This is a genomic window from Williamsia muralis NBRC 105860, from assembly GCF_001598915.1.
Taxonomy (GTDB): domain Bacteria; phylum Actinomycetota; class Actinomycetes; order Mycobacteriales; family Mycobacteriaceae; genus Williamsia; species Williamsia muralis.
In genome coordinates this window covers 479,611-498,432 of record NZ_BDAP01000004.1, presented here as the reverse complement: position 1 = coordinate 498,432, position 18,822 = coordinate 479,611, and the positions used below count along the sequence as shown (strand labels likewise).

Sequence of the window (18,822 nt, the reverse complement as noted above, 5' to 3'; positions counted from 1 at the left end):
GGCCGGTTTTGAGGTGGTTGAAATCGGCTGAGTCGTGCACGGTGCTCCCGCCGATTGCGGCCGGCAGCGACTACCATCGAGTCAGCCCGGCATTCCGGGGCAGGCAGGTGCGACTCCCGCGATTGTAGGAATCGGTGGTGGGGAGAGGATTGAGACAGCCGCATCATGCATGGCTCACCTCGCCCGATTGATCAACTCGATCATGAGAACGCCAACGCGATAACCCTGCCTGTTTTCCCGCCCCTCCCGACGGCGATGTGGGATGCCCAGACCGACGTCCTCGAGCGTGTGGACACGTCCGTGCCGGCCACCGGTCGTCAAGCCGCCTGGAACTACCTCGTTTTCGCGCTGAGCAAGAGTTCCACGCTCGTGATGACAATCGTGCTCGCGCGTCTGCTCGATCCCGCCGAGTTCGGCCTCTTCGCTTTCGCTCTCCTCGTGGTGAATCTGTTCGACTTCGTCAAAGATCTCGGGGTCGGCGCTTCCCTGGTGCAGAGCCGTCGCAGGTGGGACCAGATCGCCCCGACCGGCCTGACACTGTCGGTTGTCTTCGGTGTGCTGATCGGCGCCGTTCTGGCCGGTACCGCGGGGCTGACCTCCGAATTGGTCGGCCATCCGGACCTCGAACCCCTCATCCAGGTGCTGGCCATCGGTCTCACGATCTCGGCGTTGAGCGTGGTGCCGACCGCATATCTGCGCCGCAACATAGATTTTCGCGGCCGCATCTTCCCCGAGTTCATCGGAGCGCTGCTCAAGACGATCTTGACCATCGGGCTCGCGGTTGCGGGATACGGCGTGTGGAGCCTCATCTGGGGACAGCTGGCCGGCGTCACGGTGACCATGTTGCTGTATTGGAAGGTGGCCGGATCGACCCTGCGTTTCGGCTTCGACGGACCCGAGGCCAAGTCGCTGTTGAAGTTCGGGCTACCGGTCACCGCGGTCACCCTCCTCGCCTTCGGCATCTACAACGTCGACTACCTCGCCATCGGCAGCCGTCAGGGTGACGCCGAACTGGGCCTCTACACGCTGGCGTACCGGATACCCGAACTGGTGGTGCTCAGTCTCTGTGGCGTCATCAGCGATGTCCTGTTCAGTTCGTTGTCGCGGCTGCAACACGACCTCAAGTCGCTGGGCAGCCACTATGTCCAGACCCTCGGTGTGGTGGTGGCTTTGACGGCGCCGATCGGAATCGGCCTCGCGGTCAGTTCGGACGCCCTCATCGCGACCATGTACGGCTCGCAGTACGAGGCCGCGGATCCGATGTTGTCGGTGCTGGCGATCTACGCGGTGGTGTACTCGGCGTCGTTCCATTCGGGTGATGTCTACAAGGCGATCGGCCGACCGGGCATTCTCACCTCTATCAATGCCGGCAAGTTCGCGGCGCTGATCGTCCCGATCTGGTGGGCTGCCGGCCACAGCGCGGTACTGGTCGCGGTGGCGTTGCTCAGTGTCGAGTTGGGCCACTTCGTTGTTCGGATGATCGTGGTCCGCCGGGTTCTGTCCCTGTCCTGGAACCAGCTCGTGCCTTCGATCATCCGGCCGGTGGCCGCCGCGGTGGTGATGGGCGTGGCCCTTATCGGTCTGCACCGGATGATCCGCACACTGCCGGCGCCGCTGGTGTTGGTGCTGCTCGCCTTGGCCGGTCTGCTGATCTATGTGGTGGCGTTGCGATTCACGGCGCCGCTGCTGTTCGCGTCGGGGTACGGCATCGTGATGAAGACGATGGGCAAGAATCCCACCATGACAACGCCGGGCCGACACCGTGCCCCGGCGGGTACACGACCGCGGCGTAGCGAAAACAACGTGGCCCCGGGCCGGCATCGCCGTACCGGACCCGCCACAGCGCGCGCGCTGGTCGTGTCTAATGCAAATGAGCCGCACCGTGGTGTGTCCGGCTCTCAAGGTCGGCACCGCGTCGTGTCGAGGAATTAAGGATGAAGATGATTGCATTCCTGCGAGCGCCCGGCCGTGGAATCGCGGCCCTGTGCGCCGTGGTCGGATTGATACTCGGACTCGCTGCAGCGCTGGTGTATTCGGCAGCCGCGACACCCTCGTACGAAGCAAAGGCGACCGTTGTGATGATGCCGGCGCCGGGAGTCCCGCCCGCCGAGTCGTCGTACTACTGGGAAATTCTCAGCCGTGGACAGGTCACCCGTACCGCCGCGATCGTGTTGGCCGATCGGCGATGGCTCGAACAGGCCGCGCAGTCCGCCGGTGTGCCCGCGTCCGAACTGACCCTCACCGCGGGTGCGGTCGCGGACACCACCTTGATCGAGGCCACCATGACCGCGAAATCCGGTGAGGCCGCCGAGAAGGGGCTGGAGAAGGTTCTCGAGGTGGCTTCCGCGGACGCGGCCAGCATTTCCGGTCCCTTTGTCCTGAAAGAAATCTCTGCACCCGGCGGTACTGCGACGTCGACCGGTATCTCGAAGGCGCAACTGATCCCGGCGGCGTCGATCGCCGGACTCGTGCTTGGCCTCGGGGTAGGACTGCTGATCGCGCGGACCAGGCGCGACCCGCGTGCTCGGCATGGCTCCGGCCGGCCCGGATCCGGTGGCGACATCGATGGACGTTCTGACCAGCGTCCCGAGCCGTCGGAAGTGCAGTCCCGCACGGACGGCAGCACGCCGCCTGTGGACCGCCGCGATGAACCAGGCAACGAGTACGCGGCCTATCGACCCACGCCGGGACAGGCTGGATGACCACTCTCCGGCCGGTGATGGACAAGAACGACCCCATCATCTTCCTGATCGGAACCGGCCTGGCCATCGCGGGATCCATCGCGCTGCTCGGACCTAAACCACTACTGGTCGCCGCGGCGCCGTTCGCGGTTGCCGTCGCCGTCTATGCGATGCGACGGCCGCTCGTGACACTGCTGATACTCGTGGTGTCCGAGGTCCTCAACCTCGCCGGGATCGTGGCACTGCACGCTCAATTGCCGGTGTTCCCTGCGTCGCTTGCACTCGGCGCACTGACCATCGGTATTGCATTGCGTTCGCCCGAGTGCAGGGCGAAGATCAACCGCTGGACTGCCTATTTCGCCGGCCTGGTGTGTATCTACCTTGGGACGCAGGCCATTGCGATCCTCGGCAGCGTCGACAACCAGGAGTCGATGTGGACCTTCCGGCGCATCCTCCTCGACTGCGTGTTCCTGTTGATCGTCCTGATGCTGGCGCAGCTGAGCGAACGACCCTGGGTGACGGTCGCGGCCATCGTTCTTCCGCTCGCAGTGTTGTCGTTGCTCGCCTTGGTCAATCAGGTCGTGTTCAGCGGAACCATGTCCTTCGGCGGCTTCTCCACGGTCACCGAGGCCTCCGGTGAACTCACCACCACGTTGCGGTACGGCGGGCCACTTCCCGACTCGAACTTCTGGGGCCGAAACCTCGTGATGGGCATGCCTCTTGCGTGCGCGCTGCTGACCCGGTCGATCCGCCGCAACGATCGCATCGCGACGGCACTGTGGGGTGGTTCGGCAGTCGCTCTCCTGATCGGCGTGTACCTGACGCAGTCGCGAGGCACCTTCCTCGCCGCGGCCGTCGGCGTGCTGGTCTGGATCGTGGCGAGCGGCCCGGCCGTCCGGCGCTGGAGCCTGGTCGCGGTACCGTTCCTCGCGCTCGTGCTGGTGATCCCCGGTGTGGGCAACAGGTTGTCGGCGTTGGTCAACGACGTGTTCGCCGCCGACGTCGATTACGGGATCGACCCGTCGATCCTGGGACGCAAGGCTGCTCAGGAGATCGCGTGGGCGATGTTCGATGATCGCCCGATGTACGGCTTCGGACCCGGCACCTATTACACGCGGGTGCCCGAATATGCGGGGACGGTGGAAACAGCGGTGGTGCATCCCACCGACGCCCCGCACAACCTGTACGCACAGCTTGCCGCCGAGACCGGCATCGTCGGCCTGCTCGGTTGGCTGATCATGGTCGGTGGAGTGGTCGCCGTGGTGATCCTGCGGATGGGTTCGGTCACCTCCGGCAACCGCCGCACCCTGCTCGCTGCTGCGCTGGCGGCAGTGATCGCCTGGTCTGCCGCGAGCATCTTCCTCCACCTGGCCTACTTCCGGTCCTTCGCTCTTGTCATCGCGCTGGCGGCGTTCTTGGCGTCGACGGGAGGTCCGGTGAAGGCGCGGGCTCTTGTCCGCGGTCGACGAACTGCGGTGGTCGTCTGCGGTTCACTGGGCGTCGGAGTCGTGGTCGCCGGAACGGTGTTGTGGTCGACGGCTTCTCACGACACGACGGCCAATCAGCAGCTGATGCTGTTACCTCGAGGCGATTCGGGTGATACTTACTTCGGATACGCGCTCGACATACGTTCTCGCACCCCAGTTCTCCCGACCTACTCGGCGATCATGAGGTCTGCCGACTCGCCGGCCACCGTGGCCGCTGACCCAGTTCGAGGAGTGATCACCATCAGCCTCACGGACGCGGACGCCGCGACAGCCGAGACCCGGCTGAGGTCCGCTGTGGAAGAGGCACGCGAGCGGGTTCGTGCGGTGGGTGCCGATGACGAATACTCCATCGTCAACGTCGGGAATCCGTACGAGACGTCTCACACGGAACATTCGGTGACTTCGGTATTGCTGGCGTTGGTTCTGGGCACAGGTGCGGCCGGCGCAACAGCGGCGGTGCTGCGCCGAGTCCGTCGGCGGCCCGCCGGGGACATGCGGCCGGGCGAGCAGGATCTGGTCGGGGCGCAGCGATGACTACGCGCCCGATTGTGCTGGTGGAGTTCTCCCCATCAGGTGGATTGTTCCAATTCGCAGTGCAATTGGGTGATGCGATGTCCGAGGCGGGACGGCCGGTTGTGCTCATCACCGGGCCCAGGCCGGAGCTGGCACCGTCACGCGGTTTGACCATTCGCCCGCTGCTGCCGACGTGGCATCCGGCAGACGACACCGTCCGGCCGGCGTGGTTCTCGGCGGCCCGCCGTGTGCTGCGTGCCGGGCAGCTCGTGCTGGCGTGGTCGGTACTGGCAGTTGCACTCGTCCGTATCCGTCCCGGCGCCGTGCTGTGGTCGCACTGGCGCTTCTCTTTCGAGCCGATGTTCGTGGTGATGATCACCAAGATCGTGAGAAATGCCGTCTTCGGGATCGTGGCGCATGAGCCGTTGCCGAGGTCGGACGCGAAGGACACGAGCACGCCGAAGTCGGGAATCCTGGTCGACAACGCCTTTTCGGCCGCGTGGCGGCAGATGGACGTCGCGTTTGTACTGGGGCCGCGCACACGGGACCTGGTGCTCGAACACTTCGACCCCGCCGGCCCGGTGGTCGTCATCCCGCATGGCGATGAACGTGCCCTACGGACATCGCATGTCCTCGCGCCTGTTTCGGAGTCCGGTCAGGTGGCGCTCTTCTTCGGTACGTGGACGGCCTACAAAGGCATCGATGTCCTCCTCGACGCTTTTGCCATCGTCCGAGCCGATCTACCCGACGCCCGGCTGGTTCTCGCCGGGGCGGTCGGCGCCGACATCGACCTCGACAGCCTGCTGCGGCGGGCCGATGAGATCGGGAACATCAGCACACACGCCGGATACATTGCGGTAGAAGAGGTCCCGGCCATCGTCGAGTCCGCCCGCGTTGTCATCACGCCGTACATCCGGGCGAGCCAGAGCGGTGTCGCCCACCTCGCCTACACCTTCGGGCGCCCAGTGATCGCGACCACCGTCGGAGATCTGCCCGAGGTGGTCCGCGACGGGGTGACCGGGTTGCTGGTGCCGCCCGGTGACGCGGTGGCCCTCGCCGGGGCCATGATCGCGTTGCTGACCGATCCGGTCCGCTCACGTGAACTCGGCGACGCCGGCCTGCAGCGGTTGTCGCAGGCATGGGATGTGGCCGCCGGCACCGTCATCGAATCGCTGGATGAAGCAATGGTCCGAACAGGGAGAGGTAAATGAGCCGTCACCCCATCGCAAGGCACCTCAACATCCACATGACGTGGCGAGTTGCGCTCATCTGTTCGCTTGTCGCGATGATCGTCGCGTCCACGGCCGTGCTGGTGTTCAGATCTGAGAATCCGTCGAACGGTGCGTCGCTGGGCAAACCGTTCGCCACCAACAGTCCCTGGAACACCGCGATCTCGTGGAATGCGGCACTCGATCCGAACAGTTCGGCAATGAGCGCCTACGCATCCCGGAACGGGCGGATGTACGCCTCGATGAGGGAGTTCGGGATACCCATCTACGCGGCCGATGCGCAGACGCCGAAATATACGGTGCAATGTACCCAGCAGGGTTGGGGCACATGCCCTTTCAGTGGATACCAGGTGCCGATCCCCAATGGCGCCAAACCGCACACCGGCAGCGACGGCGCAATGGTGGTCGTGGACCAGGGCGCCAATCGGATCTACGAGTTCTGGCGCGCAAACCAGTCCGGGAGTCAGTGGACAACCCAGTGGGGCGCGATCAACCGCCTCGACGGCTCCGGATGGGGCGGAGCGAGCACGGGTTCGGGCGCCTCGCGCCTTGCCGGGGTGATCCGGCTGGCCGAGATCCGCAACGGGGTGATCCCGCACGCACTCGCGGTTCAAACCGACAACATCTGTGCCGGGATCTTCCGTAGCCCGGCAATCAAGACCGACGGTCCGTCGACGCGTTCGGACTGCATCCCCGAGGGTGCGAGGCTACGGCTCGACCCCACGCTCAATCTGAGCACGCTCAACCTCGCCCCAGGCGTGCGTGCGGTGGCAAAGGCCATGCAGCAGTACGGCGCATACGCGATGGATGTCGGCGGCACGTCGCTCAGCGTCGCTTTCGAGCTGGATACGCAGGCGCCCGCCGGTTCCATCGGGCAGGTGTACACCAATGCCGGCTTGCGATGGGATTATGACGGGATGGAGTCGATACCCTGGAAACGCCTGCAGGTCCTGAGGTGACCCGTCCACTGCGTGTGCTGTTGCTCATCGATGCATTCCGGATGGGAGGGGCCGAGACGTTGCTCGCGCCACTGGCCGTCGCTTTCCGCGACAGTCCGGTGGAGATGGAGTTCGTCAGCGTCCTGTCGTCGGCCGCCGATGCCGACAAGACCACCGAGATCCTGACCGAAGCGGGAATCAAGACCCGGGCCCTGGGCATCAAGCGTCTGCTCGATCCCGGCGCGCTGCCCAAGCTCGTGCGCGAGATCAAACAGTCGGACTTCGACGTGGTCCATGCCCACCTCGAGATGGCGATCACGCTTGCGGTGCCCGCCGCGGCCATCGCCCGACGACCGGCGATCTGCACGTTTCACCATGTGGCACGCCCACTGTCGGGTCGCCAGGGTGCCCGGGAACGACTGGCGGTGGCAGCCGCGGACAGGTCGTACCGCGCACTGTTCGTCTCCGAGGCGTCGCGGGAATCGTTTCAGCAGCAATACCGTCCCCGGGGACTCCCGGGGAACTGGGATGTGATGCACAACGGGATCAACATTGCCAACTTCACTCCCGGACAACCCGACCCGACTGTCAGGCAGGAACTCGGAGGCGCCGACGGGCCGCTGGTGGTACTGCCTGCCGCGTTCCGGGACTTCAAGGGAATTCCCGTTGCCGTCGAGGCGTGGCCGAAGGTTCTCGAGCGCTTCCCGACGGCTGTGCTGTCGCTGGTCGGCGGGGGAGAGCTGGAAAAAGAGCTCCGTGACCAGGTCTCGCAGCTCGGTCTACAAGACTCGGTTGTCTTCGCCGGGGTGCGGTCGGACATGCCGAATGTCTACCGGGCCGCGGACATCGTGCTGCTGCCCTCGACGCATGGCGAGAATCTGCCGACGGTGCTGATCGAGGCCATGGCTTCGGGCCGCGCACTGGCCGCCTCGAGGATCGGTGGGATCCCCGACATCGTCGCGGACGGATCCACCGGACTTCTGTTCGAGCCCAACGATCCTCAGGCCCTTGCCGACACCCTGGGCGAACTCATCGCCGATCCCGGTCGGCGTCAACAGCTCGGCGATGCCGCGGTCCTGCGCGCTCGTAGCGAGTTCTCGGCCACGTCCTGGGCACAGCGGTTGCACGAACTGTATTCCGAAGCGGCAGAACGCAGAAGGTGAGCAAGCCCGAGATCGTCTACATGGTGTCGCGGTTCCCGCGGACATCGGAGACGTTCATCGTTCGCGAGCTCGATGGGCTGGCCGGTCTTGGTCGATTTGACGTCTCGGTGCGGTCGCTGTTCTTGTCGCCGGACACCGCAGTACATTCGGTGGCCGAGCGATGGGCGGCGGTGCTGGTGCGGCCCGGAGCTGCGGCGATCGCGCGTGGAGTGTTCTGGGCCCTGGGGCGGCACCCGCTGGCGTTCCTCGGTGTCCTCGCGACCGTGATCGGTGAGCACCTGCGGGCGCCGCGGCTCGGTGCCCGGGCCCTGGTGACCACCGCGATCGGATGTGCACACGCGAGCGACCTCGCCCCGAGATCCCGCCGCGCGCACATTCACGCGCATTACGCGACGTATCCGGCGTTGGCGGCCTGGGTGTGCCACCGTCTCACCGGCATCTCGTACAGCTTCACCGCACACGCCCACGATCTGTACGTCGACCAGGTGATGCTCTCCCGCAAGGTGTCCGATGCCGCGCTGGTGGTCACCATCTCGGACTTCAATCGGGCGATCCTGACCGGGCTGCACACCCGGACAGATGTACACGTGGTGCATTGCGGCATCAACACTTCCGGCTACCGATTCGAGCCGCGGGTGATTCCCGCACAAGGCCCGATACGTGCCGTGTGTGTGGCGTCGTTACAGGAATACAAGGGTCACGAGGTGCTCCTGCGTGCCTTGGCCACGGGCGGCCCCGGCGTCGATCGCATCCAGCTGGACCTCATCGGAGACGGGCCACTACGAGCCGAACTCGAACAGCTCAGCCTCGAGCTCGGTCTGGCCGACCGCGTCCGATTCCTGGGCGCTCAGACGGAAACCGTTGTGGCCGGGAAGCTGGCGGCCGCCGAACTGTTCGTGCTGCCCAGCGTCGTGGCCGCAGATGGGCAGATGGAAGGTCTCCCGGTCGCGTTGATGGAGGCACTGGCCTCGGGCCTGCCGTGTGTGTCGACGTCGCTGTCGGGAATTCCGGAGATCATCGTCGATGGGGTGACCGGACGTCTTGCCCGGCCCGGTGACGCGCAGGACCTTCGCGACGCGCTCGAGTCGGTGGTGTCCGGTGGGGAAGACGTCGCCGGGTTCGCCGCAGCGGGACGGGCACTCGTCGAACACGACTTCGAGCTCCGGACCACCGTCGAGAAGCTGGCCGATCTGCTCGAACCGGTCTTCACGAACCGGCGAGACTGACCACAACCACAGCCATCGCGTGACAGTCGGTGTGCGACAACGACAACTGTGCTGTTGTCCACCCGGCTTCCACGGCACGATCGGCCATCGACCCGTGCAATTCGACCCGAGGCTTCCCGTCGATCATCACCACCTCGATCTCCTGCATCGGTGTCGGGATGTCGGTGTCGGCAAGGGCTTTGATCACGGCTTCCTTGGCGGCGAATCTCGCGGCAAGCCGATCGACACGGCCGGCGCAGTACGCTACCTCGGCTGCGGTGAACACCCGATCGAGAAACCTTCCGCCGAAGTGGGACAGTGAGTTCCGCACCTCGTCGAGGGCCACGAGATCGCATCCGATGCGGGTGCCCGGCGGGAGATCCATGTGCATGTGCGGCGCATTCAGCGATCGTCGGCGGCAAAACGAGTGACGGTCAGAGCGTCGATCGAGGTGACCGAACCCTTGGGAGGCCTGCCGGCGTGGTCTCGGAAAGCGGTGAGCGGTACCCGGTATGGCAGGCCCGCAGCCAGGTGGAAGTAGTTGTCCGCGGGCCGCCATCCCGGCGCGTCGACCTCCACGTACCGCAGAGTGGTGCGCGACAACAGTTCCAGCCACCACCGACCATCCGCCAGGACGGCTTTCGCATCCAGTTCGATGATCCCCTGGTGTGCCGTCGAACGGATGACGTGGACATCACGCGCCACGACAACGTCTTTCACAACCAAGGTCGCCTGCACCGCGTCTGCCACCGGTTCGCCGAACCCGTAGGCGTGGGACAAGTCGGTGAACCTGCCAGTCAGATCGGAGTCGTGCAGCGTCGTCGACGAATGCGCATCGACGGACATCGGCCTGCGGGCCTCGGTCACCGGGTGGCCGGACGAGTTGGTGGCGATCAGTTCGAGGGTCCCCTCGAGGGGACCCGGTCCGTCGTTGTAGACGTCGATACGAACTCCGGAAAGACCCGCGGATGCGAGGCGGAGCGCAACAGGCGACCACAGTCGCGCGAGCGCTTGGAGAGGCGCCTTCGGTTGCCCATCGATGTCGATGAGTCCCCATCCCGCGCCCGCGCACAGATCTTTGGACGACAGCACCAGCGCGCCATCACATCCGGAGTCGTGCCGGCGCCAGAACGCATAACACTCGAGCATCGCCTCGGCGACGGCCAACCGCCCCAGCTGCAAATAGAGTTCGGGATCAGTCCTGCGCACCATCAATGGATCGACGTCGAAGACCTCGGCCACATAGTGGTCGCGCACGTCCTCGAAGTCCCATGACGCTCCTCGGTCCCGCGGAACCCCCGATTTCCAGCGTGGATCGTGGCCGGCCACCGCCGCGCCGGAAAAGTGGCGGTCCACTGCGTCCGCAGACGGCGGGATGGCAAACGCCAAGCTCTCGGCTGCGAATCGGACACCCGCTGTCTTGACGTCGGCCAGAGGGCGCAGGTATCCACCGACGCCGAACCAGTGCGCCACACCGGAATCCGGACGGATCGCGAGGTCGGTGCTACCGGGGGGCGGCGATGGGCTGGCGACGACAAACACCGCGTCGGACTCTGCCGCGACCACGAGTGACAACGCTCTCGACAGAGCCGACACATCGCGTTGCTCGGGCGCCAAACCCAGCATCTCCGGCTGCTGGATGAGTTCGTTTCCGCCGCTGACCACAGCCAACGCAGGGTTGCCCGACACCGTCCGCAGAAGCTCACGCATCTCGGCGCACAGCAAGTCCTGGACGTCCTCGGGTGGGTCGAAGGTCGCCTGCATCGTGTCCTGCCACACCAAGATTCCGAGATCAGCGCAGTACGACCAGAACTCCGCGTCGGGGAATACCGTGCCACCGGGTACACGGAGCATGGTGGTACCGGCGTCCGCGAGCAGCTGGAGGTGTTTCTGTGTGGTCGCGGCCGGACTGGTCAGTCGAAGTGGGTCGGGTGGCATCCACACCGCACCCCGGCAGAAGATGTCGATGCCGTTGACAGCGATGGAAAAGCCTTGGCTCCCGGAGTGTTCATGGGCGCTGGTCATCTCGACGGTTCTGAATCCGAAGTCCTTCTCGCACAGAGGTTGTCCCGCCATGGTCACGATGGCGGTATAAAGGCTCTGATCCCCGTAACCGCGGGGCCACCACAGCGCCGGTTCGGGCACCGTTGCCGAGACCGTGAACTGCCCATCCGAGTCGGCGGTGGCCGCGCCGACCGTGAGCTCGGTGCCCTTGTGGTGCACGGACATCAAGACGTCGCCTGGGCTCGGTGCGACACCACGCACAGTCACCCGACCGGAGCGCGGATCGGCCTGCACCACCACGTCGCGGGCACGGCCGAGATCCCGTAGGGCCACCGGACGCCAGAATCCCACTGCAGGGGACACCCCGGAGTACACCGGGGCGCGACCGATCAACGTTGTCCGCAACCACCGAAAGCCCTGCGCTGCAACCAGACTTGATCGCCACCGACCGCGGGGTCGACGCTTGCGAAGCACGGCGTCCAGGGCGGGGAAGTGCACCACCAGCCGGTTGTCGCCGGCGGGAACGGCCACCGATACCGGTAGGAACATCGATTCGACCTCGGCCACCGGGCGGTCATCGAGATAAACCGTTGCCGGCGCGGTCACACCCGCGAAGTCGACCCACGAGTCCTGCGCCGTCTCGATCGTGGTCGTGAACCACCAGTCGGATGCATCGACGTTGTCGCCCCATCGCGACAGTGCCTGGTCCACGGCCCCGACGACGGTGGCATCCTCCACGTCGACGGCGTCGGGCCAAAGGTCTTGCACGTCTTCGGAAGTCATGGCCGCACCGGGTGTGGTGCCCAAGAGCTTCCACCCGGTGATCGGACTCATCGCGCTACGGCGTCGGCGACGGTCTGCATGGCCGTGGCCCATGATCGAGCCATGTTGTCGAGACCCTCGCCGACGTCCACCTGGCGTCCGCGCGCGGCCCGAGCCATCTTGAACTGAACCGCCTTCGCTCCGGCGGCCACGTCGAGAAATGGCTCGACCGCTTCAGCGGCCCCTGGTGCCGGACCGGCAGCGAGGTGGCGACTGAGGTCTGCTGCCAACTCGGCGGTGGCGCCGCATTGACGCAATGTGGCGAAGGCCCACAGGTGAAAGGTCTCCATCCCGGCACCAGGAAGCCACGCGACGGCCTCCCGGACACCGTGGCCGAGGCGCTCTACCGGATTACCCGGTGCCCGGCGCGCCAGATGCTCGCGAACGATGGGCACGAGCGAATCCTCGTGGGCTCGTTCAGGAAAAGAACGAATCTGTTCCACGTAGGGCAGTAGCGAACCCTCTTCTGTCCCGGCGAGACCGAATACTCCCGTGAAATCAGCTCCGGAAAGGGAATGAATCCCGGAATTGTGGATATAGCTCATGGTTTGCGTGGATCGATCAACGGATGTCGGAATGATCGTGGTCTTCACATGATTCCGGTGGTAATCGGTGCCGGCGGTGTCGGGGAGCCACCAACTGTCGACCTCGACCGTATGGAGAATGCCGCGGCCAGGACCGCTTTCGATGGTCTCCAGCAGTGGCAGCCACACGTTCTCTTCGGTGACTTCGAGGCCGTAGAGTCGCCGGATGTCTTCTGGGGCGACCTTGAGGAAGCTCCATTGCTGACCGTCGTGGTCGGCTGAGAGCGCGCAGGCGAAGGCCGGTACCGGATCGTGGCCGAGCGCATGGAGCAATTCGATCCACAGGTCGACATAGCAGTTCGTCTCAGGCCAGATCCGGTCTCCGCTGTGGGAGAAGTGGGGCTGAGCGGTGTTGCTGATCGTCAGCGCCGCCGGCAAGCTCACGCGACACCGGCGAGAAGCTTGCTCACCACCGCTTCGAGGTTGCTGACCGTCGCGAATGTGGCCTTCTTCAGATCTTCGTCGGGGAACTCGACATCGAACTCGTCCTCGAGCGCCAGCATCACGTTCACACTCGCGTGCGAGGTCAGGCCCAGCTCGTACAGGTCTGCGTCGTCCTCAACCGACTGTGCGTCCACGGCGAGTCTCCCGTGTGCCGCGAGGATGTCGCGAATCTGATCTTTCACCGACACGATCCTTTCAGTAGCAAGTCGCCCGTGCGAGAAGAGCCTTCAAACGTATGACAGTGGAATCCATTCTGCCGTCCACGTTTTCCGCATATAGCGATGTAGATTACAGTACGACCAGGAGCCATTGCCCGTCATACAGTTCGGCTGGGCGTCATCGCGCACCACGCGCCCTACCCGTACAGAGGTCCTCCATGACTGTCGACTCCACGCGCGACGGCGCCTCACCGATCGATGTCACGGGCGCGGTGAAAGCGGCAGCTGCCAACGCGCACATCGTCGACCGCGACGCGCGATTCCCGGTCGAGGCCGTCACCGCCATGAAAGATGCCGGACTCCTGTCGTGTTCGCTGCCCACCGAGTTGGGAGGTAGGTCGGCAGGCATGACCGAACTGGCGTCGTACGCCCGTGCCCTGGGAGCCGCGTGTAGTTCGGCGGCCATGGTCTTCGCGATGCATCACACGCAAGCCCTGACGCTCCGCTGGCACGGTGCGCAAGGCGACATCGCCGAGCTGACCCGATCGATCGCGCAGAACGAGTCGCTGCTCGCCTCGGCGACAACGGAGATCACCACAGGCGGCGACGTCCGGTCATCGACCTGCGCGGTGGTTGTCGAGGGCGACCGCGTGACGCTGTCCAAGAACGCCCCGGTGATCTCCTACGGCGAGTACGCCGATCACATCTGTGCCACTGCCCGGCGCGGCCCCGACAGTCCGCCCAGCGACCAGGTCCTGGTGATCTGTCCCGCCGCCGACACCGTGCTGGAGAAGACCGGGACGTGGGACGTCCTGGGTTTCCGGGGTACGTGCAGTCCCGGGTTCGAGCTCAAAGCCGACACCGACGCCCGCAACGTCCTACCGGTCGACTACGCCACCATTTCCGCGCACACGATGTTGCCTGCCTCTCACACCCTCTGGGCCTCGGTGTGGCTGGGGATCGCCGACGCCGCGGTGAACAAGGCGCGGGTACAAATCCGCGCCGACGCCAAACGCAACTCAGGGGCGCCCACCGACCGCACCGCAGCATTCGCAGATCTGCTGGTGATCCATCAACGGTTCGCGTCCTCGGTGTCCGAGGAGATCCGACGTTACGAGACCTTCCTGGCGTCGGGAGAGCTCGAGACCACAGTGGGATTCGCGATCGCGATGAACAATCTCAAATTGAACGCATCCAAAGCAGTGGTCGAGGTGGTCGCCGGCGCACTCGGCCTGGTGGGGATCAATGCTTACCGTGAAGATCACGCGGCCTCGATGGGGCGTCTGCTGCGCGATGCCTACGGGCCACAACTGATGGTCTCCAATGACCGTATTCGCGCAAACAATGCGCGACTTGTTCTTGCATACCGGGGGAAACCATGACAACCACCGACCACGCGGAGACCGAACTCGAAGTTTCACGTCGCGCCTTTCGAGATGAATTGATCGCCGCTGATCTGCTCGTGCCATCCGGCATAGACGGTCTGTTCGGCAGAGGCGCTGTATTCGAAGACATCGTTGATGGAATCGACCGGTATGTCCGGTCGGCCGGCCTCGAGGCGCACGGCTCCGATATTCGCCGTCTGCGCTTTCCTCCGGTGTTTCCGCGGGAGTCTTTCGAGAAAACCGACTACATCGCTTCATTTCCCAACCTGACGGGTTCGATCTCCACGTTTGTGGGAGACAACAAGGACCATCGGAAGCTTCTCGGCGATCGGGATGCCGGCGCGAGCTGGGACCACCACCTCTCCCCGGCGGGCACCATGCTGGTCTCTGCTGCCTGTCATCCTTGCTACTCGAGCCTGAGCGGCGTGCTACCGGACGGCGGCGTCACGTTGGACGTGTACGGGTACTGCTTCCGGCATGAACCCGCCATCGACCCCGCGCGGATGCAGGCGTTCCGGATGCACGAGTTCGTTGTCGTCGGGACGCCTGAAGCAGCGCAGCAGCACCGTGATTCATGGGTACCCAGAGGTCTGCAGGTGCTGTCCGATCTGGGCCTCGAAGCAACGGCAGTGGCCGCCAACGACCCGTTCTTCGGCCGCGTCGGCAAGATGCTGGCGGCCAACCAGCTGCAGGAGAGCCTCAAAACCGAACTGGTGGTACGCCTTTACGGCGACCTGGACGACGGAACCGCTCTGGTGTCGTGCAATTGCCATCGCGAGCACTTCGGTCACAGCTTCGACATCAAGACGTCTGACGGCGCGCCCGCCCACAGCGCGTGCGTCGGTTTCGGCATGGAACGGATCGCCCTGGCGATGCTGCGCACCCATGGCCTCGACGTCACCCGCTGGCCGACGGACTTGCGCACCCGATTCGAGGCGTGATGCACGCGAGGCCAGACGTCACAACCCAATTGACGTACTTCGGGCCCGCGGACACCCCTTTGTTCGGTGTGGTGTGCACTCCTCGCGACGGTCAGGTCCGCGGTGGTGTGGTGATGTGCCCGCCGCTGGGGAAAGAGCAGGCCGACAGCACGCGGGGGATGAAGTTGCTCGCCGAAAGGCTGGCCGCCCAAGGATTTCTTGTGCTGCGGTTCGACTACCTCTGCACCGGTGAGTCCGCGGGGGCGCAGGACTCACCGGGCGCCGCCGACGGATGGCTGGCCAGCATTGCGTCGGCAGTGCAGTTCGTGCGCGATGCCGGTACGGAAACCGTTGCGCTGGTAGGACTTCGGGTCGGAGCGCTTCTGGCGTGCCAGCAGGTCGACCGCCTGGGATCACTCGCCGCACTGGTGCTGTGGGATCCGGTTGTGAACGGACGGCACCACGTTCGTGGTCAGTCGGCACTGCACAACATGTCGGTGGGGCCGGTGGACCCGGCTGACGAACGCGTGCACCTGGTGGGCGCCTCGCTGCATTCGACCACCGCCGCGCAGCTGTCCCGGATGCGGGTGACCGCCGACGTCCTCGCCGACGACCAGCGGCTGCCTGTGCTCTGTGCGATCAGGGACACCGATCTCGAACTGCCTGTGGTCAAGGCACTCGGTCAGCGTGGGGCCCGGGTTGCCCCGATCGGTGACCCGACCCGTTTCATCGCGTCCGAGACCGTCTACTTCGAGTTGCCCACCCATGCGGTCGAGGTCATCGCCCGGTGGGTCGATGCGGTCCTGCCGAAAACCGTTGCACCGGTGACTGTTCGGCAACAGATGCGGATCACCGTCGGGGCCGGTGCCGGTGGTCCCGACATCGACAAGAGCATCACAGTGTTGCCCGGCGGCACGGTGGTGTGGGAGACCGCACCCGCCGACAGTTCCCGTGGAGTCGACAACCTGCTGATGGCGTACTCCACCGCAAACGACATCCGTACCGGTCCGGCGCGCCTGTGGGTGGAGGCCGGTGATCTGGTGGCGGGCCTCAACGGTCGGACCATTCGCTTCGACCGTCCGGGGGTCGGTGAATCCGGAAATGTCGACGCCGATGACGATTTTGCACCGCTCTACACCCCGGAGTCCGTCGAGCAGGCACGTGCGGTGTTCGACTTCGCGGCCGAACGTCCGTCCCGAATTGTCCACGCGGGCTTGTGTTCTGGTTCCTGGCTTGCCGCTCACGGCGGATGCTGGCCGGAGGAGTCCCACGTGGTGATGGTGAACCCGCTGATGTGGCGTCTGCGCGCTCGAACGTTCGACACCGCCATGGCGATCGCCAGTGGAGCCGCCTCGCAACCCGTGGACAGCCCCGGGGCCGGTGCGCCCTGGTCGACCAGGGCGCAGGCGCGGCTGCGGGGCACGCTGGGCCCGTCCCTTCGCAAGCACATGCCGTACCCGCTGGTCGGTTTACTCGGAGCGGCCGGCGTTGTGCAAGCGCCGCAACTGTTGCTCAGAGAGCTGGCAGGCAGAGGTCTGCGTCCTGATGTGTTGTTCTCGCCGTGGGACCACGAGAGATTCACCGTGAATCGGGGGCCGAAGGCGGTCAGCAAGTTGAAACCCGACCGCCGGCCACAGGTCACCGTCACACCGACCGGTGATCATCCGGGGTTGCATTGGGCGGTCCGTGCCGCGGTGATCGATCGTTGTCTGTCGGCCCTCGCCGAGCCCGGCGGCGATCGGGCCGCCGTTCAGCGGTGAGCGTTGTCGAAGCTCTCGGCAGGTGCGGGTTTGCCGAAGAGGTACCCCTGAACCGTGGTGAACCCCAGCTCGCGTAATCCCTGCAGCTCGGAGTCGTGCTCCACTCCTTCGGCGACAGTGGTGATCCCGAGTGAGTCGGACAACGAGCACACTGCCCGGACGATGGTTCTGATGGTGTTGTCCGTACCGACCTTGTTGATCAGCGATCTGTCGACCTTGACCACCTTCACCGGCTGCTCCACCATGTAACGCAATGCGGCATAACCGGTTCCGAGGTCATCGACACACACGATGCAGCCCAATTCGTCCAGCTCGACGAGCGTCTGGGTTGCCGGGGATCCGATCCGGATCAGATCGCGTTCGGTGATCTCGATCCACAGGGTGGACGGTGGAACGCCGGTGGCATCGAGACCTGCCTGGATGAGCTTCGCAAGGCCGGGGTCACTCAACTGACGAACCGAGAAGTTCACCGACATGAAGAGATCGAGGTCACCCGACTCGGCATGCCATTTCGCCAGCTGATGGAGCGCGGCAATCACCCCGAGGCGTCCGATGGGCACGATCAGCGACGTCTCCTCGGCCGCGTCCAAGAAGTCGGCAGGCGGCCTGATCTCGCCACCGACCCGCCACCGGAGGAGCGATTCGTAGCCCACGGCCTTGAGCGAGTTGATGTCGACGATCGGCTGGTAGAAGAGTTCGAAATCGCTACCCACGGACTTGGACAGCTCGGTGGTGCGTGCGACCTCACGATGCAGCCGCCCGATCGATTCCGAATCCGCGTAACTCACCGCGACATCGGTCACCAGGGCACTGTGAACAGCAGCAAGGGCCGCCTGTACGAGCTGGCTGGGACTGGTCGCGGTCGGGACGTCGGCTGCCGACGCCACGCCGAGACGGGCCTGCACGAAGTACTCGTCGTCGTCGACCTTGGTGGGCCTGCTCATCCGCTCGGTGAGTTCGGTGACGACCTTGTCCGGGGCGTTCGCGACAGCGTCGAAGACGACAAGCAATTTGTGGTCGTACGGACCCAGGAACACGTCTGCCCTGGGGCTGAGCAACTCTCGAATGGCAGTGCCCATCGCCGGCCGCAGACGCTCGGTCAGCTCCCAGCCTTCGGCTGCGGCGAGCAGGCCGGTGGGATCGAGACCGATGACAACAACGGCGAGGCGCTCCATTCCGACGCTGTCGACCGCGTTCCGGAAGTCAGGGTCCGTGTCGAGCGAGCGACCCGACACCACTGGAGGACGCGGCACCCGAGAACCTCCCTGCCAGCCCGGTTTGGACGTGAACACACGGGTCTCACCCATGCGTCAGATGGCCTCACTGTACAGCGACCCCAACGGGATTCTCATCACCGTCGCCGAGTGTGGCGAACTTTGACTACAGTGATCGGAGCTGGTTGCAAACGGTTCATCCAGCTGTGCATCGGGGGCCGTGCGGGGAGCGCGTTCTGGATGCATCGCTGTCCACTCCTGGAGTTGCGGCCCTCACCGGGCGCCGTTGTTTCGTTAGGCTGGTAGTCGCTTGTC

The 18,822-nt window shown here is 65.1% G+C and carries 15 protein-coding genes; 10 read left to right on the top strand and 5 right to left on the bottom strand.

Going from position 1 to position 18,822, the window contains the following annotated elements; all coding sequences use genetic code 11:
- Positions 1 to 165 precede the first annotated feature (165 nt).
- The 7 genes from WIMU1_RS17815 to WIMU1_RS17785 are packed head-to-tail and all read left to right on the top strand — an operon-like array spanning position 166 to position 9,237.
- Positions 166 to 1,932: a lipopolysaccharide biosynthesis protein gene (locus WIMU1_RS17815; protein WP_245968928.1), complete on the top strand. Its 1,767-nt coding sequence runs from the start codon at positions 166 to 168 to the stop codon at positions 1,930 to 1,932.
- Between the two features lie 2 nt (positions 1,933 to 1,934).
- Positions 1,935 to 2,702, top strand: a complete 768-nt coding sequence (locus tag WIMU1_RS17810) for a hypothetical protein (protein WP_062799120.1) — start codon at positions 1,935 to 1,937, stop codon at positions 2,700 to 2,702.
- Positions 2,699 to 4,702, top strand: a complete 2,004-nt coding sequence (locus tag WIMU1_RS17805) for an O-antigen ligase family protein (RefSeq protein WP_084248348.1) — start codon at positions 2,699 to 2,701, stop codon at positions 4,700 to 4,702. The genes WIMU1_RS17810 and WIMU1_RS17805 overlap by 4 nt, the downstream gene beginning before the upstream one ends.
- Entirely contained in the window at positions 4,699 to 5,892 is a 1,194-nt protein-coding gene (locus tag WIMU1_RS17800; RefSeq protein WP_062799116.1) for a glycosyltransferase family 4 protein, read from the top strand. Before WIMU1_RS17805 ends, WIMU1_RS17800 begins: the two co-directional genes overlap by 4 nt.
- Positions 5,889 to 6,869, top strand: coding sequence for a hypothetical protein (locus tag WIMU1_RS17795; RefSeq protein ID WP_245968930.1), 981 nt, complete (start codon positions 5,889 to 5,891; stop codon positions 6,867 to 6,869). The genes WIMU1_RS17800 and WIMU1_RS17795 overlap by 4 nt, the downstream gene beginning before the upstream one ends.
- Positions 6,866 to 8,011, top strand: coding sequence for a glycosyltransferase family 4 protein (locus WIMU1_RS17790; RefSeq protein ID WP_062799114.1), 1,146 nt, complete (start codon positions 6,866 to 6,868; stop codon positions 8,009 to 8,011). The genes WIMU1_RS17795 and WIMU1_RS17790 overlap by 4 nt, the downstream gene beginning before the upstream one ends.
- Positions 8,008 to 9,237 (top strand): glycosyltransferase, encoded by a 1,230-nt coding sequence (locus WIMU1_RS17785; protein WP_062799112.1) that lies wholly within the window; start codon positions 8,008 to 8,010, stop codon positions 9,235 to 9,237. Before WIMU1_RS17790 ends, WIMU1_RS17785 begins: the two co-directional genes overlap by 4 nt.
- On the opposite strand, the gene WIMU1_RS17780 is transcribed toward WIMU1_RS17785, so the two are convergent.
- From WIMU1_RS17780 to WIMU1_RS17765, 4 genes are read right to left on the bottom strand one after another with little or no spacing between them, the layout of a single operon-like run.
- Complete coding sequence (locus tag WIMU1_RS17780; RefSeq protein WP_245968931.1) at positions 9,218 to 9,607, bottom strand: holo-ACP synthase; 390 nt, start codon at positions 9,605 to 9,607, stop codon at positions 9,218 to 9,220. The two genes, WIMU1_RS17785 and WIMU1_RS17780, sit on opposite strands and share 20 nt — an antisense overlap.
- Before the next feature lie 11 nt (positions 9,608 to 9,618).
- Positions 9,619 to 12,054 carry a glycoside hydrolase family 2 protein gene (locus WIMU1_RS17775; RefSeq protein WP_062799109.1) on the bottom strand — a complete coding sequence of 812 codons (2,436 nt, stop codon included), beginning with the start codon at positions 12,052 to 12,054 and terminating at the stop codon, positions 9,619 to 9,621.
- On the bottom strand, positions 12,051 to 13,010 hold the full coding sequence (locus WIMU1_RS17770) for a DUF1839 family protein (RefSeq protein ID WP_371850303.1): 960 nt from the start codon (positions 13,008 to 13,010) through the stop codon (positions 12,051 to 12,053). The genes WIMU1_RS17775 and WIMU1_RS17770 overlap by 4 nt, the downstream gene beginning before the upstream one ends.
- On the bottom strand, positions 13,007 to 13,252 hold the full coding sequence (locus WIMU1_RS17765) for an acyl carrier protein (protein ID WP_030165326.1): 246 nt from the start codon (positions 13,250 to 13,252) through the stop codon (positions 13,007 to 13,009). The genes WIMU1_RS17770 and WIMU1_RS17765 overlap by 4 nt, the downstream gene beginning before the upstream one ends.
- Positions 13,253 to 13,446: 194 nt before the next feature.
- Here WIMU1_RS17765 and WIMU1_RS17760 point away from each other — a divergent pair, with 194 nt between their 5' ends.
- Genes WIMU1_RS17760 through WIMU1_RS17750 form a run of 3 tightly spaced genes read left to right on the top strand, consistent with a single transcriptional unit; the run spans position 13,447 to position 17,293 of the window.
- A complete protein-coding gene (locus WIMU1_RS17760; protein WP_062799107.1) occupies positions 13,447 to 14,610 on the top strand; it encodes an acyl-CoA dehydrogenase family protein in 1,164 nt (387 codons plus the stop codon).
- Entirely contained in the window at positions 14,607 to 15,554 is a 948-nt protein-coding gene (locus WIMU1_RS17755) for an amino acid--[acyl-carrier-protein] ligase (RefSeq protein ID WP_062799105.1), read from the top strand. Before WIMU1_RS17760 ends, WIMU1_RS17755 begins: the two co-directional genes overlap by 4 nt.
- A complete protein-coding gene (locus tag WIMU1_RS17750) occupies positions 15,554 to 17,293 on the top strand; it encodes an alpha/beta hydrolase family protein (protein ID WP_062799103.1) in 1,740 nt (579 codons plus the stop codon). Before WIMU1_RS17755 ends, WIMU1_RS17750 begins: the two co-directional genes overlap by 1 nt.
- Here the strand turns inward: WIMU1_RS17750 and WIMU1_RS17745 are convergent.
- Positions 17,284 to 18,546 (bottom strand): EAL domain-containing protein, encoded by a 1,263-nt coding sequence (locus WIMU1_RS17745; RefSeq protein ID WP_158599252.1) that lies wholly within the window; start codon positions 18,544 to 18,546, stop codon positions 17,284 to 17,286. The two genes, WIMU1_RS17750 and WIMU1_RS17745, sit on opposite strands and share 10 nt — an antisense overlap.
- Positions 18,547 to 18,822: the final 276 nt, after the last annotated feature.

Bases quoted from the DNA above. Each gene is read 5' to 3' on its own strand.
- WIMU1_RS17815 (WP_245968928.1), top strand. From the start codon at position 166: ATGCATGGCTCACCTCGCCCGATTGATCAACTCGATCATGAGAACGCC.
- WIMU1_RS17810 (WP_062799120.1), top strand. From the start codon at position 1,935: ATGAAGATGATTGCATTCCTGCGAGCGCCCGGCCGTGGAATCGCGGCC.
- WIMU1_RS17805 (WP_084248348.1), top strand. From the start codon at position 2,699: ATGACCACTCTCCGGCCGGTGATGGACAAGAACGACCCCATCATCTTC.
- WIMU1_RS17800 (WP_062799116.1), top strand. From the start codon at position 4,699: ATGACTACGCGCCCGATTGTGCTGGTGGAGTTCTCCCCATCAGGTGGA.
- WIMU1_RS17795 (WP_245968930.1), top strand. From the start codon at position 5,889: ATGAGCCGTCACCCCATCGCAAGGCACCTCAACATCCACATGACGTGG.
- WIMU1_RS17780 (WP_245968931.1), bottom strand. From the start codon at position 9,607: ATGCACATGGATCTCCCGCCGGGCACCCGCATCGGATGCGATCTCGTG.
- WIMU1_RS17775 (WP_062799109.1), bottom strand. From the start codon at position 12,054: ATGAGTCCGATCACCGGGTGGAAGCTCTTGGGCACCACACCCGGTGCG.
- WIMU1_RS17760 (WP_062799107.1), top strand. From the start codon at position 13,447: ATGACTGTCGACTCCACGCGCGACGGCGCCTCACCGATCGATGTCACG.
- WIMU1_RS17755 (WP_062799105.1), top strand. From the start codon at position 14,607: ATGACAACCACCGACCACGCGGAGACCGAACTCGAAGTTTCACGTCGC.
- WIMU1_RS17750 (WP_062799103.1), top strand. From the start codon at position 15,554: ATGCACGCGAGGCCAGACGTCACAACCCAATTGACGTACTTCGGGCCC.